Here is a 14,341-nt window from a genome sequence, read left to right on the forward strand (position 1 = left end):
TTTCAAAAAAGATCCCTAATATCATTTGACATTCCAGTTGCCATAAGCAAAAACAACACTAAAGCACCAAAAATAGCTGCATATTTTTGACATTTCAAGCTTAAATCCCTACGTATAACCGCTTCTATGATATAATGAAATAAATGCCCACCATCTAGCAGTGGTATTGGCAGCAAGTTAATTGCAGCTAAATTAGCTGAAATGATTGCCATAAAATATAGAACCATAATAAATCCCTTTTTAGCTGATTGTCCTGAATATTTTGCGATTTTTATTGGCCCACCTATTTCATTGATACTCCTTTTACCAACAATAATGTGAAAGAGAGCTTTGATCGTTAAGCACATAGTGTGGTAAGTTTCACTTACTGATAAGCTCACAGCCCCAAGAAAAGACGACTGCTTTAATGTATTGACTGAAATAATCCCTATAGTTTCTCTTTCTATTGTGTTGCCAAAAACGTCTTTGTCCTTGATTATTAATGGAGTTAAACTGGTCCTGTGCTTCTCATTATTTCTGCTATACTCAATCTCCATTCTTGTTTTAGGATTCGACATTATCACACGTGAAATATCTTCAAAGTATTTTATTTTATGCTCATTGATTTGTGTAATAGTGTCACCTGGCAACAAACCAGCTTGCTTAGCTGCACTACCTTCGATTACATTTCTAATCACCGGTGGAGTGCGATAATAACCTGCTATGCTAAAAAATATTGTAAAAGCTATAACAGCAAATACCATGTTTGCAAAAGGCCCTGCAAAAACTACTGCTGCTTTTTTATGCCGCGGTTTTGTATGAAATGAATACAACTTTTCTTCTTCGGTTAAATTTTGTTGATCAGCTGGGACACTTGCTGCATTGTTGTCCCCTAGCATTTTAACATAACCACCCAATGGAACAACGCTTAATTTCCATCTAGTTCCAGACTTATCGTTAAAACCAAAAATTTCAGGACCAAAACCTATGGAAAAAGATTCAACTTTAACTTTGCATGCTTTGGCAACAACATAATGCCCATATTCATGCACGAATACTATGACAGAAATTATTAAAGAAAATGATAAAAAATAATATATTCCATCGCTAAATTGATGGATAAGATTAGAAATTAATTCCACCTGTATATTTAGATCTTAACAAAATGTTAAGTATATTAAAACGCACCTCGCTTGACAAGTATTTAGTTTAACTTTTAAATTAAAAAAAGTTTAATTGTAATGACAGATACCTCACTACTCAGAAGAAAATTAATATATAGAAGCTGGCATAGGGGTTGCAAAGAAACCGATATACTTTTAGGGCATTTCGCATTGAAATATCTTGATAAATTTTCCTTAAGCGAACTAATCGAATACGAAAAAATAGTTGATCTTGATGATTACGAATTATATTGTTACATAACTCGTAAGACAAACCTCCCTCCTGGCTTGAATAGTCAGATAGTCAATTTAATTGCTTGCTTTATTGAAGCTAATCCTTTATGCACTCAAGATTAGTGATAATCTTATTTACCTTATCTAGTACCTCAGTATATTCTATTCTTTTCTCGTTTCTATACTTTTCGCGCTCTTGATTTACTTCATCTAATCGCTTTGTTAATTCTAAAATTTTATCCTCAAGAATTAGTGCTGCAAGTAAGAAATTTAATGCATCCGAACCCTTACCTCCAGTTTTTTGAGATACAGAACTAACTAACTTGTCAAAACTATTAGCAAGGCGTAATAAATGATTCCCCTTCCCACTTTCGCAAGATATTTTATATGTGTTATTACGTATAACTATTTCTACTACTTGCATATGGTGCTAAAAATTTCTATCGTACAGTATAAACTCAAACCCCTACTTTCATCTTATTTATGGTATAAATTTTTATTCATTTATCAAATCAGATAATTTTTTACTGCTACGAAAATATGTTTTAAAGTATTGATTCTTTGTAAACTTCTGTAACATTAAATGGCTTGTTTCTTTCAAGTTATAACTTCTAACTGAAAAAGAACCAAACCCCCTAATTTCAACTCTATTATGATGTTTCAATGTGCTTGAAAGTATCCCAAAAAATCTATCAACTATAGCTGCTATAACAATCTTATCTAAAAAAGGATGTCTTTTTGCTACCCTCGCTATTATATCAGACTTTGTTGCCATTTATATGAAGCCAAAATAAGTAAACCTTATCACTTAGCAGATAATGCTATGTTATATTCTTCAACACCCAATACTTCAACTTCTATTTTTTCTGATATAGAGAATTTTTTATTCTCTGGTAAATGCTCTTGATCTATTAGAAGGGTTACATCGTTCTCAACTTCAACGACTAGTCCATTATCTTCTCTCTTACCTACAATAACCTGTATTTTATCACCTACCTTAACTTTCTTTATCAGTTCTTCAAGAGGATCATACTCTATTTGTTTTATTCCAAGATAAATTCTTGCCCGATTCACGTTAGCCCTTATTACTTTTGCTTCTATTTTATCACCTACATTATACTTCTTTATCTCATCTGAACCATTTTTAGACCAACTAAAATCTTTCACATATATTGTCCCTTCTACGTTCTCATCTATTTCAGAATCACCGAAAGCAACAGATACATATGAGCCGGTATTATTCTTCACTTCACCAGAAACAATAGAACCAGGAGGATATTTATTGATAAATACTTGCCAAGGGTTGTCTACACACCTTTTCATGCTTAAACTCATCCTACTCTTAGCAATGTCAATACTGAGAATTTTTACATATACTTCTTGTCCCCTTGTTACGAGACTACTAACTGGTAAATTACTCTTAACCCAAGTTATTTCTGACGAGTGCACTAAACCTTCAATTCCAGGTCTAAGCTCAACAAATAATCCATAATCTTCTATGCTTGTTACATAACCCTTATGCACACTATCAACTGGATATTTTGACTCTGCATCTTGCCAAGGGCTATCTTCTAGCTGCTTCACACCCAAGGAAATTTTAGCATTTTCCTTATCTATTTTTATAATTTTAACTTTTATAGTCTGACCACAAGTAAAAACTGCAGACGGATGACTTACCCTACTCCAAGAGATATCTGTAATATGTAACAATCCATCTATAACTCCCACTACATCTGATTCATGAATACCGACAAATACACCGTAATGAGTGATACTTTTTGTTTTCCCTTCTATTATATCGCCTTCATTTAAAGATTCTAAAAATTTAATTTTTTCACCAGCGTGCAATTTTTCTAACACCAGCTTTCTTGATACTACAATATTGCCCTGCTTCTTATCCATTTTAAGCACGATGAACTTTTGTTCAGTTTCAATAAGGTGCTTCGCATCTTTTACTTGCTTCAAATCCACATGACTCAGCGGTAAAAAAGCGCTTATTCCGTCACCAAGATCAACAATAAAGCCACATTTAATTGAGCGTTTAATAACTCCGCTTACTTCAGCCCTTGTAACTGTATCTTCTTCCAACTTATTCCATTTTTCGTCCCTAATTGCTTTTTCACGACTAAGAACAACATTACCATGATAATCTTCAATTCTTTCCACATAAACTCTGATTTTCGAGCCAATAATGACCTCATCATTACAACCGAGTTCCTTGATCAGAATTCTCCCGTCAGATTTTAAACCAATATCAACCACAACGTCGTTAGGGTTTATTCTTGTAATTACACCTTCTACCACATCTCCTTCTTTAATTTTGTTAACAAAAGAATCTTCAAACAAGGTATTATCTTGATCCTCAAATTGGCCTTGACATATCTCTTCTATAAATTTGTTTGATGATAGCTTTCTGATAGTAACCGGTAGATTTACGACTGGATTATTATTATTCATACCTTTAACTTAAACTTTATTAGAACTCATATATTATATAATATTAACAATTATTGACAAGTAATTTTTCATTAACTCATTTCGAGAATTGTTTAAGCTATATAAAATATAGTGAGAAAATTATATATGTATCAAGAATATGCTATTTAAGAATAGCAAGTGGATTAGATCGTTCTCCAGAAGGTCCAGGCTAAAACCTGATGTTGATGAAATATTGGAAAAATATTCTATTCAAAACAGCAAGGAATCTATAGAGAAAATTGTAAATTCACAAAAAAGAATATGGGTAGAAATAGGCTTTGGCAACGGTGAAAATATGCTTTACCAGGTGCTCAATGAACCTGATCTATTATTTATAGGATGTGAGCCCTACTTAAAGGGGGTTTCTCGCTTGCTAACAAACATAGAAATACAGAACATAAAAAATATTTTAATGTGGACAGAAGATGCAAGAGAATTGATTGCAAATTTTCCTGATAACAGTGTTGAAAGATTCTTTATTCTCTTTCCAGATCCATGGCCAAAAAGAAGTCACAATAAAAGACGATTAATTAATACGGAATTTTTAAATTTATTAGCAAAAAAAATACTTATAACAGGGGAAATATTCATTGCAACCGATCATCAGGACTATGCAGAGTGGATAGCATCACATATAAAGCAGTGTAACTCTTTAATCTATAGGGAAGACGATTTCACAAGTTATACTCTTACAAAATACCACAGAAGAGCGCTCAAAGATCAGCGTAAAGTGAGGTTCTTTAAAGTAAGTGTTATTAATAATTTGCAGACTATGGATCAATAGAGTTTTTGCATATCTCTTTTACGTTAACTATAGATTAAAAATAATAAAAAAAGAGGGAGAAATAGAGTAAATTCCTTTAACTACTTCTCCTTATGAAGGAATAGACTTCTTGCATAACCCAAACTAAGTAGAAAAAAGGTATCATCCAAGTAGCCCCTTTCTCGTCATGCCGCTGCGAATCGTCATACCGCCGCGGCGCTAACACGTAGCGGGATGATGAGGCTTATCGTCATGCCACCGCGAACCGTCATACCGTCACGGTATCTCTTAGCCGCTAACAAGTAGCGGGATGACGGTTGTCAGGTTAGCTGTTATCCCAGTTTTTGACACTGGGATGACAACGAAGGGCTACTTGGATGACAGGGAAGGATGCTGGAATGAAGGTTTTTCAAATTGTCGATAAACCTAAATCTATAATAACTATTTGCCTTTTTTCTAGGTTATGCAAGAAGTCTACTGAATAACAGTAAGATTTTTCAATCCTGTTCCACAGCAAATTTTAGTGCCATGTGAGTAGTTATGGTGCTGTTAACAATCAAAATAACAAAAACTAAGATGGTGATTAGTAGTGTATAAATATTCAAGGATAAATTTTCAAATTGAGTTAGCATTTTAAAATACACAAAGGTTGGCATTATCATTGGCAAAACAAGAATTTGCGATACTCCTGATGCTAAGTTGTTTTGACCAATCATCAATGCATTTCCAGTAGCTGAAATATTAGTGATTATCAGCGTATTAAATAATAAAGACACTCCAACTGCTATTGAGTGTTCAATACTATTGCCTAGAATTGCAAAGCTGAATATGGAAGAAATTACTGAAATCGGTAACCCAAATAATAACCAGTGAGCGAAAATTTTATAAGCAACTATAAGCCTAGAAGAGAGTGGCTGTACAAAGATTTGCTCTAATATTCCATCATGATAATCAGATGTAAACAAATTATTTGTAGAAATCTGCAAAACAAATGTAGCACATATCCATGTTAATGTTAACATAACTTCTTGTTTATTGTTGTTTTTAAGTGTAAATGAAGATAAACTTAACATTATGATAAAAATACATGCTATATAGGTAAAGTTCTTATCATCTATTACTAATTTTTTTACTGAGTCGATCATACTAGGCTTTTAAATGTTTATTATAAATTATAGTGTTTACTTTGAGGTAGTATAATTTTTTGTTCATAAATTATATAGGTTTTATTATTTTTTTGATAATGCAATTATGGAAAAGTTACCAAAAATAAAGTCACCAGAAGATTACACTCCTTCAGAAGATGAAGAATATATGAGCGTAAAACAACTGGAATACTTCAGCTTAAAGTTACAATCAATACTCGCTGAGTTAGAGAAACAAGAACTAGAAGATAATAGTATTGATACATACTATTCTGATGAAGATAGTGGAAACGAGGAATTAATCAAGCGTCGAAAAGATAGAAAAGAAAAAATTAAGGAGGCGTTAGAAAAAATAAAATTAGGCACTTATGGTTACTGCGATGGAACAGGAGAAGAAATAGGAGTCGAAAGACTTAAAGCTAATCCGCTTGCTATATATTGTATTGAAGAGCAAGAGAGAGTAGAAAAAGAAAAGAACGTGTACAACATTAACGATTAATTTACACATAAGTGGTGAGCCCATTGGACTTCAAGAGGAGCAAGAGGCGCTGAAGTATGTTATGCTATAAAGAAAGTGGAAAATTGGACATTCTCAACTTGACTCCTGCAGATTAAAAATTAAGTTGTATCCGTTCAGGCAATGGCGTCAACTTAAGGAAAAATGTCAGAGATTGTGTATAAAATTTCTCTCTAAATTTTTTATCATTAAATTATCCAAAGAGTGCAAGGGACAGCACTTTTGTTTCTGTTTTATTTCAACAAAGAAGTCTAAAATGTGTCCTTTTTAGGTGAAATATGCAAAAAGGAAAAAACCTTATTCTACAAATTAAAAATATAATATACTCGAAAACTTTTCAGAAAATCCATTGTGTTGAGTTTTACACGAACAAGCTTTTTCGACAGTATTTTCTATGATTTTAAAGTTAGTTAAAAAAAGTTTGGGAATAGAATGTGAACTTATGGAGCCATTGACATGTACCCTCAAAGCAAGCTTTTTCTAAAGCAAGGTATAAGATTTGCCATACAGGCTCAAGAATTTAAGCATCCAAACAGCCTATCAGGATGAACCTGAGTTGGAGAGGCTATAGACTTATTGCAGCAGATGGTTCTGGTATGAGATTACCCAGCTCTGGGGAAATTGTATCCGAGTTTGAACCAAATGGAACAACAGGCACCATTGGCAATTTGTTTGTTGATTTGTGTACTTCATTGATTTGCAGTGCTCGTCTTGCAGCTTGGAATATAGGTGAACAAACGTTGGCGGCAGAGCAATTACCCGAAGTTATCACTCAAATGCGTTTATTAAATCAAGAGAAATTATTATTTATCTATGATCGTCTTCAGTAAAATTCATTCAGCAGCATTATGATTTGGAAGTAGATTTTATTTTTTGCTTGCAAAAAAGAAATTATAGTAAGCTATGGGAACGCTGGCGAATTAGATTTTGATTTTATATTAGAAAATGAAAAGCTAAAAAATAAAATGAAAGGACAGAAAGTAAGAGTTATAGTGCTGACATTAGCCAACTGAGAAACAGAGTTTTTGACCGAGACTTTGGAGCAAAGCTTATGTGTTAAGGTGGCACATAGAGGAGTGCTATAAACGACTCAAAGTAGGAGCAGAGTTAGAGAATTTTTCTGGAGAGGCTGTATTACAAGAATTTTGGGCAAACTTGGTCATGTGCAATATATTATCGCTTCATATATGTGATGCACAAGGGCCTTGGAACCCAGATCAAATTACTGAGTATCGTTTAAATTTTTCAGTTTTATTTGGTGTAATGAGGCAGAAACTCTATCAGGTACTTATTGCGCCAAAAAACTTTCAAGCCCTTTTTAAGTATACGCGCTAAAGTTAAAATCCGACCGGGACAGCCGCAATAAAGTAGATAAGCCTAAACGCCATCATGTCTTTAGGAGAGTTTGCTAATGAAAGTTCTTAAGTTGACGTCATTGACTGTTCCGATTCGTTATATGACATAAGAGCATCATATATTTCATGCAATGTATTTGAGATGTTTTTTTCCATATGTTGATTAATATGCCCATATATTGTCGTCTCTTCCGAACACTCTGTATCTTTATGTATATGATTTTGTTGCTTTAATTCTTCTCTATCTACACTCTCTATTTGCTCTGACACTAGCATAACTACCTCATATTTTACATAACGAAATAAAAAAATTCTAACTGTAGTATGCTTATATAATCTACGAAGTCAATAGTTAAATTGAAAAGTTTCGGTTATAATTTACTTCATATAGAACATGCCCTTGAATTATGCTAAAAATCGCCATAGTAGGCCTACCAAATGCTGGAAAATCGACCCTATTCAACAGATTAGTAGGAAGAAAAGCAGCAGTAGTGAGTAACATTCCAGGAGTGACAAGGGATAGGCGAGAGGGAATGGGGAGAATTAGCGATTTGGAGTTTAAAGTTATAGATACAGGAGGATGGAACGACCAAACTAGTTTTTCACTGCAAGTTATTGAGCAAATAGAGTTTTCTTTATCCAGTTCAAACATAATTTTCTTTCTTGTTGACGCAAAAGTGCAAAATGAGCGAAATAAAGAGTTTGCAAAGTGGCTGAAGAGAAAAATAAATAAACCTGTGATACTGATAGCAAATAAATGCGAGAGTCATAAATCCGAAAATGTTGATTATTTGCAGTTTTTTGATTTTCTTGGCCCGGTGTATATCTCTGCCGAGCATAATCTTGGCATGGTTGATCTTTATGATGCATTAGCTGGTGTTATTGAAAATTTTAACGAGAACACTGAGTTACCTAACAATGAACTGAGTAGGCTGAGGATCGCGATCATCGGCCGTCCGAATGTTGGAAAATCAACTTTTTTAAATGGTTTACTTGCAGAAAACAGACTAATAACAAGTTCAGAGCCAGGTACCACACGTGATTCTGTGGATATTACATATGATCATGATGGAGAGTTAATTACTCTAATTGACACTGCCGGAATCCGCAGAAAGGCGAATGTTGTAGATGGCTTAGAATCAAGATTTGTTGAGAAAAGCATGGAATCAATCAAGCGCTCTCATGTGGTAGTTTTAATGCTAGACTCCCTAGTTGGTATTGAGCAGCAGGATTTATCAATTGGTGAAGCTGCAATTAAGGGAGGGAAAGGGATTATTGTTGTTTTAAATAAGTGGGATTTAATAGGTAAGGATGACAGAAGCAGGTTAATAAAATTTGTCAAACAACAGGAAGTAACCAGGTTATTCTTGGAAGTGCCAACTATAACAATTTCTGCGTTAAAAGGCATGCGCTGCGGTGATGTGATAGATAAGTGTCTTGAAGTGAGTGAATCCTTGAACAAGAAGATCAGCACTGCAAAACTGAATAAGTGGCTCATAGATGCTGTAGGAAAACATTCTCACCCTCTTGTAAAAGGCAAAGCAGTTAAAATGAAGTATATCGCTCAAATTGGTACTAAACCTCCAGCTTTTTCTTTGATATGTAACATACCTGAAAGTGTTGATGAAAGTTACAAACGCTATTTAATTAACGATCTCAGAAAAAATTTCTTTGCAGACGGTGTGCCAGTTAGATTGCTTTTGAAAAAAAATAAAAATCCCTATGTAAAATGAATACTCTGCTTTATACTTTCAGGGATAATTTACTTAAAGTTATGTGTAATAATTCCAGAATTCCTGCAATCTTTCTGCTGTCGAGTGCCGCTGCTCTAATTTTTGCATATGTGCTAGAATATTTTTTCAACATGCTGCCATGCAAGTTATGTACATACGAGCGAATAGTTTACTATATCGCCGGATTACTTGCAGTAGCGTGCATGCTTAAAGACAACAAAATTCTAATCTATGCAATGTTTTGCAGCTACCTCATAGGTGCAGTAATATCTTTTTATCATATAGGTCTTGAACTCCACTTATTTCATGATGTTTTAGGTTGTACAGAGCAAGCAAGTGGTAACGTTAGTATAGAAGAGCTCAGAAATAATCTACTAAATCCTAATTACTCTCCATCTTGTGACAGACCTCATTACGTTCTAGGTGTTTCCTTAGCAACATGGAATCTAATTTATCTCATAGTAGCTCTGTTCGTATCAGGTAAGGTGTATTGTGGAGAAAGAAAGAAATCTAAATAATTTAAGGTACAGCAACAATCAGTTCTTGCAACAGGCAATTAGAGTAGATCACGCTGGAGAATATGGAGCTATTTGCATTTATTCTGGTCAAAAATTTATTCTTAAGAAATCTTCTATAATCAATGAAATAATTGAAATGGAAGAGCAGGAAAAAAAGCATTTTCACTATTTTAATGAGAAAATCAAAGAGCAAAAAGTTCGTCCTACTGTTTTGTTGCCTGTTTGGCGTGTTTTAGGAGTGTCGCTTGGCGTTGCAACTGCCATTATGGGCAAAAAAGCTGCTATGGCTTGCACTGCTGCAGTTGAAGAAGTTATCGGGGAGCACTACAAAGAGCAAGTTTCACATTTAGAAGATGGGGAATTAAGAGAAACTATAAGTAAATTTCGCGACGAGGAGTTAGAGCACAAAGATATTGCAATTCAGCACAATGCTGAAAGCGCATTTGGCTACAACATTTTATCATCATTCATAAAAACAGGCTGCAAAACTGCTATTTACTTGTCTAAGTTAATTTAACTAAGCAACTTTCTTAAAGTGTTTTAAATGTTCTGATAACAACAGAAACCAGGAAGGAATTCAAGTGTAACAATTATTTTATAACTATATTTACATATCACCATTATTAATAAATAATTAGTATTTGTAAATTAAATACATCTAAAGTATAGACTGCAAAGGAGGCAAAAGTGCGTTTTAATTTAGAAGAGGGAAATGCTCTTATGTAATACCTGCCACAGGTTCACAACTGTACGAACATTCATTTTTGAAGGTAAATTGCACAGCAAATGGTGTCATTCCAGTCTGGAATCCAGAAATTTTGCTTATAACTGAGCTGATAAGCTAAAGGTAATTGTCTTACACTAAAACAAACGTTTTTAATTAAGTTGCATAGAACCAGTGTCTGGGCACTGGGATGACACCCCACTGGTGGTCCAAACTACAACGTTCGTACAGTTGTGGATTCCAGACTGGGATGACACCCTACTGATGGGCCCAAATCACAATGTTCGTACAGTTGTAGGTCAGGCTATAGGATGACAGAAGTTGACTTTATTAGCTATAGGTGGTATGACACTTAGTCAATTTAAGTAAGCAGATGATCTTAGCTACAAAAATATTTTTTACCTCATTTGTTTTTGGGTTTATTCTTTTTCCCTATTTTATAAAGCTTCTAAAAAAAATAAGCAAAGATGGGCAACCAATTAGATCATGTGGACCAGAAAGTCATTTAATAACAAAAAAGAATGTACCACCTATGGGCGGAATAATAATACTGATTTCTTCTTTATTACCAATTTTACTCTGGGCTCAGTTAACACCAGAAATTTTGCTGCTGATATTGATAACTCTATTTTTTGCTCTACTTGGATTTATTGATGATTATTTAAAATTGAAGACAAATCACTATCGAGGTTTAAGTGCAAAAACCAAAATACTTATTCAGTTTATTGTTGCTCTGGTTGGTGTGTTTATACTTAAGCTATACTCTGCTGAAGGTTTTACAAAAACGTCCCTATTTAAAGGAGTAATAATAGATTTTGGCTATCTATATGTTCCGTTTGCTGCGTTTGTAATTGTCGGCTCTTCTAATGCTGTGAATCTCACAGATGGTTTGGATGGCCTTGCTGCAACTCAAGTCATCACTTCCTTTGCTTTTTTGGGGCTAATTGCATACATAACTCAAGCAGATATGAATATTACTTTATTCTGCATTGCATTTATAGGAGCTATTCTAAGTTTCTTGTGGTTTAACACACATCCAGCAAAAATATTTATGGGTGATGTTGGTAGCTTGTCGGTAGGCGCAGCTTTAGGGTTAACTAGTGTCCTAATTAAAAGAGAGATGCTTTTTGCCGTTATTGGAATAATCTTTGTAATAGAGACTCTATCTGTGATTATTCAGATATCATATTTTAAATATACAAAGTTTAAATATGGAAAAGGAGAAAGAGTTTTTCTTATGGCACCAATACATCATCACTTTGAAAAGAAGGGATGGTCAGAAAATGTAATCGTTATGAAATTTTGGATAATTTCTATTATCTGTTCAGTTTTTACTATAACTTTCTTATTATAAAAACCTATGAAATACCCAGACTTTACATTAGAAAATAAATTATCAGGAGTGATAGCAGGAGTGGATGAAGTTGGAAGAGGTCCGCTAGCTGGTCCAGTAATATCCGCAGCCGTAGTGTTTATTGATAGAAATACAATTATTGATGGAATCAACGACTCGAAAAAGTTGACTCCTCAATGTAGGCAAGTCCTATATGAAAAAATAACATCCGTTGCAAAATTTGGTATAGGAATGGCAAGCGTAGAAGAAATAAATTCATACAATATCTTGCAAGCAACAAAACTTTCAATGAAACGTGCGTTGATAGACTTGGACCTAGAGTTAGATTATGTGCTAGTTGATGGTAATCAACCACCTGAAGTGAAATGGCAAGTGAAATCCATAGTAAATGGTGATAATTTGAGTACATCAATTGCAGCAGCTTCAATCGTTGCAAAAGTTACGAGAGATCGGCTTATGCAAGAATTGCACAATAAGCATCCTGAATATAATTGGTATAAAAATAAAGGATATGGGACAAAAGAGCACCTTAACGCTATTGGCCTTTATGGAATTACAGAACATCATAGAAAAAACTTTGCACCCATATCTCGGGCATTATAGCCTTTAGATAGTAATCACTTACCTTTTTTGAAAGGCATGTTTTCATTAAATAGGCAAACTGTACTCGATCCATTCCTTAAGGTAAACACTGAACTTACCCTTTCGATTATCAGATAGTTGTCAACTGTACGGAAATTTACTAAAGACTCATATCCTGCAGAATCAATCATAAAAACTGCCGGGAAATCAGAGTTTATTTTATTGAATTGTAGATATGTAAATTTTCCATCATCAAAAACCTTGATTGGTATTATTGACTGACTGCCTTTAACGTGCGAGATGGAATAATTAAAATTTAAACCCTTCTTTACAACTTCAATATCGTTTATATCAGGAATAATGGTATGACTAGCTTGTTCGAGGATATCACCGTTATTTGTTGTGTAAATCTCATCACTGCTAAATAGTGGATAAAGAAACCTTACTTCATATGCTAATCTTGGATCATCTAGTCCAGTTGCTTCTTCAGCATGAAGTTCAAAGTAATAAACTCTTTTATTGGTAATTATAGTTGCGTTAGTATCGGCAATATCATCTATAGGCTTAATAAACAATCTGTTACCTTGAGGAAGGAGTTGCCAACCAGTTGAATCACCCATTGAAAGGTTTTGTATTACTTCCCCTGGTTCAAACAATATACTGGACTGATAACCATAAAAACCCGTATACTTATGTATAGCCTGTGGGTTATAATTTATTACCTTTATGTGATTATCTCCAGCTATTGAACGTGGCTCCTGTTTTGCAAGTGCATCACTACCACAGAGGAACAATAGTACGGCAAACAGTAAACCAATCATAATATCAAAATAAATTAATCTTCATTTTATCATTGATAGACATGTACTGCAACTGTTAAGGCACTTTCTATACTATAAACCCCAAAGCAAGCGGTAGAAAAGGCAAGAAATAAGGCAAACTCCTTAAATACTTTAGAACTACAGGAGGCTTCATCTGAATGGGTACACTTGGAATCCTGCCATTTTCACTTTGTAAACATACCAATAATTTTGTCCATTATTCCACCCATATTTGCTTCAGCTTGAGTATACTCTATTTTACCACCGTGCAAGATTAGTTTAATATCTGATCCAGGTAATATATTAACAAATTTACTACCAACAACTCCACTGCTAGTGATCAGAGCTGAACTATCAATTGGCAATTTTATGTCTCTGCTTATACACATGTCGATTCGTGCTACGTAGGTAGCTTTGTCAAGTGATACACCAGTTATGCTTCCAACGTCCACACCAGAGATCTTGACACTATCACCAACTCCTATACCGTTAGCGTTAGCAAAAAGACCATATATTTTATTGCAATCCTTATAGTTTTTCTTTATGTAAGATAGCTTATCAATAGCAAAGAAAATCAGAAAAATAGTGAAAATTAATACAAATAATCCAGCGGTTATTTCAAGTATATTTGACCTTCGCATCTTTAGTTATCAGGACTCCAGCTTTTATAGTAATTTTTCACTTTTTGGTTTGGATAGTATGCACCTTTTGTACCCGTTAAATTAGGAGTATGTTTTACTTTTCTTTTTTTATTATTAACTGGTACTACATTATCAGTATAGTGAAGCCATATATGCCATTCCGGAGGCACTGTTGTAGGCTCAGAGACACTGCTATACATAACCCACCTTTTTCCTTTACTTGATTCATAGTAAGAATTTCCATTTTCATCTCTTCCTACAAATTTATCTTCTCTTCGTAATAGGCGTTTTATTGCGTTACAAATTTTAGATAACATAAGGGTATTAAAACAAA

17 protein-coding genes and 1 pseudogene are annotated in these 14,341 nt (G+C 34.0%); 9 read left to right on the top strand and 9 right to left on the bottom strand.

The window, feature by feature from the left end:
• Positions 1-2 precede the first annotated feature (2 nt).
• On the bottom strand, positions 3-1,121 hold the full coding sequence (rseP, locus tag OM961_RS05165; protein ID WP_264339535.1) for an RIP metalloprotease RseP: 1,119 nt from the start codon (positions 1,119-1,121) through the stop codon (positions 3-5).
• A gap of 99 nt (positions 1,122-1,220) precedes the next feature.
• Between rseP and OM961_RS05170 the strand changes: the two genes are divergently transcribed.
• Positions 1,221-1,499: an FAD assembly factor SdhE gene (locus OM961_RS05170; protein ID WP_006279484.1), complete on the top strand. Its 279-nt coding sequence runs from the start codon at positions 1,221-1,223 to the stop codon at positions 1,497-1,499.
• Here the strand turns inward: OM961_RS05170 and OM961_RS05175 are convergent.
• The 3 genes from OM961_RS05175 to OM961_RS05185 form a co-directional block, all read right to left on the bottom strand.
• On the bottom strand, positions 1,474-1,800 hold the full coding sequence (locus OM961_RS05175; RefSeq protein WP_010082086.1) for a cell division protein ZapA: 327 nt from the start codon (positions 1,798-1,800) through the stop codon (positions 1,474-1,476). The genes OM961_RS05170 and OM961_RS05175 overlap by 26 nt on opposite strands.
• 72 nt (positions 1,801-1,872) lie before the next feature.
• Positions 1,873-2,151 (bottom strand): HU family DNA-binding protein, encoded by a 279-nt coding sequence (locus OM961_RS05180; protein WP_010963035.1) that lies wholly within the window; start codon positions 2,149-2,151, stop codon positions 1,873-1,875.
• Between the two features lie 29 nt (positions 2,152-2,180).
• Positions 2,181-3,833 carry a 30S ribosomal protein S1 gene (locus tag OM961_RS05185; RefSeq protein WP_264339536.1) on the bottom strand — a complete coding sequence of 551 codons (1,653 nt, stop codon included), beginning with the start codon at positions 3,831-3,833 and terminating at the stop codon, positions 2,181-2,183.
• A gap of 139 nt (positions 3,834-3,972) precedes the next feature.
• Here OM961_RS05185 and trmB point away from each other — a divergent pair, with 139 nt between their 5' ends.
• Entirely contained in the window at positions 3,973-4,638 is a 666-nt protein-coding gene (trmB, locus tag OM961_RS05190) for a tRNA (guanosine(46)-N7)-methyltransferase TrmB (RefSeq protein ID WP_012673367.1), read from the top strand.
• Positions 4,639-5,114: 476 nt separating this feature from the next.
• Here trmB and OM961_RS05195 read toward each other — a convergent pair whose 3' ends face one another.
• A complete protein-coding gene (locus OM961_RS05195; RefSeq protein ID WP_038199376.1) occupies positions 5,115-5,762 on the bottom strand; it encodes a heme exporter protein CcmB in 648 nt (215 codons plus the stop codon).
• A gap of 106 nt (positions 5,763-5,868) precedes the next feature.
• On the opposite strand from OM961_RS05195, the gene OM961_RS05200 reads away from it, so the two are divergent.
• Entirely contained in the window at positions 5,869-6,261 is a 393-nt protein-coding gene (locus OM961_RS05200) for a TraR/DksA family transcriptional regulator (protein ID WP_010963040.1), read from the top strand.
• Positions 6,262-6,557: 296 nt separating this feature from the next.
• Positions 6,558-7,691, top strand: a pseudogene (locus OM961_RS05205) (transposase).
• A 9-nt stretch (positions 7,692-7,700) separates the two neighbouring features.
• Here OM961_RS05205 and OM961_RS05210 read toward each other — a convergent pair.
• Positions 7,701-7,910 carry a hypothetical protein gene (locus OM961_RS05210; RefSeq protein WP_015589377.1) on the bottom strand — a complete coding sequence of 70 codons (210 nt, stop codon included), beginning with the start codon at positions 7,908-7,910 and terminating at the stop codon, positions 7,701-7,703.
• 131 nt (positions 7,911-8,041) lie between these two features.
• Between OM961_RS05210 and der the strand changes: the two genes are divergently transcribed.
• The 5 genes from der to OM961_RS05235 all read left to right on the top strand — a co-directional run bounded on the left by der (position 8,042) and on the right by OM961_RS05235 (position 12,566).
• Positions 8,042-9,367, top strand: coding sequence for a ribosome biogenesis GTPase Der (der, locus tag OM961_RS05215; protein ID WP_012673406.1), 1,326 nt, complete (start codon positions 8,042-8,044; stop codon positions 9,365-9,367).
• Positions 9,364-9,885 (top strand): disulfide bond formation protein B, encoded by a 522-nt coding sequence (locus OM961_RS05220; protein WP_015589379.1) that lies wholly within the window; start codon positions 9,364-9,366, stop codon positions 9,883-9,885. Before der ends, OM961_RS05220 begins: the two co-directional genes overlap by 4 nt.
• Positions 9,860-10,402: a demethoxyubiquinone hydroxylase family protein gene (locus tag OM961_RS05225; protein ID WP_006279362.1), complete on the top strand. Its 543-nt coding sequence runs from the start codon at positions 9,860-9,862 to the stop codon at positions 10,400-10,402. Before OM961_RS05220 ends, OM961_RS05225 begins: the two co-directional genes overlap by 26 nt.
• 580 nt (positions 10,403-10,982) lie before the next feature.
• On the top strand, positions 10,983-11,963 hold the full coding sequence (gene mraY, locus OM961_RS05230; RefSeq protein ID WP_182309786.1) for a phospho-N-acetylmuramoyl-pentapeptide-transferase: 981 nt from the start codon (positions 10,983-10,985) through the stop codon (positions 11,961-11,963).
• A gap of 6 nt (positions 11,964-11,969) precedes the next feature.
• On the top strand, positions 11,970-12,566 hold the full coding sequence (locus OM961_RS05235; protein WP_010082329.1) for a ribonuclease HII: 597 nt from the start codon (positions 11,970-11,972) through the stop codon (positions 12,564-12,566).
• A gap of 14 nt (positions 12,567-12,580) precedes the next feature.
• Here OM961_RS05235 and virB9 read toward each other — a convergent pair whose 3' ends face one another.
• The 3 genes from virB9 to OM961_RS05250 form a co-directional block, all read right to left on the bottom strand.
• A complete protein-coding gene (virB9, locus tag OM961_RS05240) occupies positions 12,581-13,366 on the bottom strand; it encodes a P-type conjugative transfer protein VirB9 (RefSeq protein WP_264339537.1) in 786 nt (261 codons plus the stop codon).
• Positions 13,367-13,551: 185 nt separating this feature from the next.
• Positions 13,552-14,007: an outer membrane lipid asymmetry maintenance protein MlaD gene (gene mlaD, locus OM961_RS05245; RefSeq protein WP_264339538.1), complete on the bottom strand. Its 456-nt coding sequence runs from the start codon at positions 14,005-14,007 to the stop codon at positions 13,552-13,554.
• Positions 14,008-14,009: 2 nt separating this feature from the next.
• A complete protein-coding gene (locus OM961_RS05250; protein WP_182309790.1) occupies positions 14,010-14,324 on the bottom strand; it encodes an NADH-ubiquinone oxidoreductase subunit NDUFA12 family protein in 315 nt (104 codons plus the stop codon).
• Between the last annotated feature and the right edge of the window lie 17 nt (positions 14,325-14,341).

Source organism: Wolbachia endosymbiont (group A) of Cydia splendana, from assembly GCF_947179475.1.
GTDB classification, from domain to species: Bacteria; Pseudomonadota; Alphaproteobacteria; order Rickettsiales; family Anaplasmataceae; genus Wolbachia; species Wolbachia pipientis.

Excerpts from the sequence above, each read along its gene's own strand:
- OM961_RS05170 (WP_006279484.1), top strand. The coding sequence starts at position 1,221 with ATGACAGATACCTCACTACTCAGAAGAAAATTAATATATAGAAGCTGG.
- OM961_RS05175 (WP_010082086.1), bottom strand. The coding sequence starts at position 1,800 with ATGCAAGTAGTAGAAATAGTTATACGTAATAACACATATAAAATATCT.
- OM961_RS05180 (WP_010963035.1), bottom strand. The coding sequence starts at position 2,151 with ATGGCAACAAAGTCTGATATAATAGCGAGGGTAGCAAAAAGACATCCT.
- OM961_RS05185 (WP_264339536.1), bottom strand. The coding sequence starts at position 3,833 with ATGAATAATAATAATCCAGTCGTAAATCTACCGGTTACTATCAGAAAG.
- trmB (WP_012673367.1), top strand. The coding sequence starts at position 3,973 with ATGCTATTTAAGAATAGCAAGTGGATTAGATCGTTCTCCAGAAGGTCC.
- OM961_RS05195 (WP_038199376.1), bottom strand. The coding sequence starts at position 5,762 with ATGATCGACTCAGTAAAAAAATTAGTAATAGATGATAAGAACTTTACC.
- OM961_RS05200 (WP_010963040.1), top strand. The coding sequence starts at position 5,869 with ATGGAAAAGTTACCAAAAATAAAGTCACCAGAAGATTACACTCCTTCA.
- OM961_RS05210 (WP_015589377.1), bottom strand. The coding sequence starts at position 7,910 with ATGCTAGTGTCAGAGCAAATAGAGAGTGTAGATAGAGAAGAATTAAAG.
- der (WP_012673406.1), top strand. The coding sequence starts at position 8,042 with ATGCTAAAAATCGCCATAGTAGGCCTACCAAATGCTGGAAAATCGACC.
- OM961_RS05220 (WP_015589379.1), top strand. The coding sequence starts at position 9,364 with ATGAATACTCTGCTTTATACTTTCAGGGATAATTTACTTAAAGTTATG.
- mraY (WP_182309786.1), top strand. The coding sequence starts at position 10,983 with ATGATCTTAGCTACAAAAATATTTTTTACCTCATTTGTTTTTGGGTTT.
- OM961_RS05235 (WP_010082329.1), top strand. The coding sequence starts at position 11,970 with ATGAAATACCCAGACTTTACATTAGAAAATAAATTATCAGGAGTGATA.
- virB9 (WP_264339537.1), bottom strand. The coding sequence starts at position 13,366 with ATGATTGGTTTACTGTTTGCCGTACTATTGTTCCTCTGTGGTAGTGAT.
- mlaD (WP_264339538.1), bottom strand. The coding sequence starts at position 14,007 with ATGCGAAGGTCAAATATACTTGAAATAACCGCTGGATTATTTGTATTA.
- OM961_RS05250 (WP_182309790.1), bottom strand. The coding sequence starts at position 14,324 with ATGTTATCTAAAATTTGTAACGCAATAAAACGCCTATTACGAAGAGAA.